The 208-nt window shown below is 68.3% G+C and carries 1 pseudogene; it reads left to right on the top strand.

Going from position 1 to position 208, the window contains the following annotated elements:
• Nucleotides 1–70 precede the first annotated feature (70 nt).
• A pseudogene (locus tag JMJ56_RS33575) lies at nt 71–208 on the top strand (transposase); the annotation flags it as partial.

Below are 208 nucleotides of genomic sequence, written 5' to 3'. Positions count from 1 at the left end.
TGTTGCTCTCCGTCATCGACACCTCCCAGGCTCCTCAGCCTATCAAAGGTGTCCGTGAAATCGGGACAGGCCCAAGCCGCATTCGAGCGGCGGCAAAGAGCGCCTGGGCCGGATCTCCCGGCAGGGCAACTCCATGCTGCGCCGGCTGCTGGTCCTCGGCGCCACCAGCCGCCTGCGCTATGCCCGGCGCTGCCCTGAAGCGGCGGAC

The sequence above is a fragment of the Belnapia arida genome (assembly GCF_016773205.1).
In the GTDB taxonomy this organism is placed as follows: Bacteria; Pseudomonadota; Alphaproteobacteria; order Acetobacterales; family Acetobacteraceae; genus Belnapia; species Belnapia arida.
The sequence above is the reverse complement of the archived record's forward strand: the minus strand, read 5'-3'. Positions and strand labels throughout refer to the sequence as shown.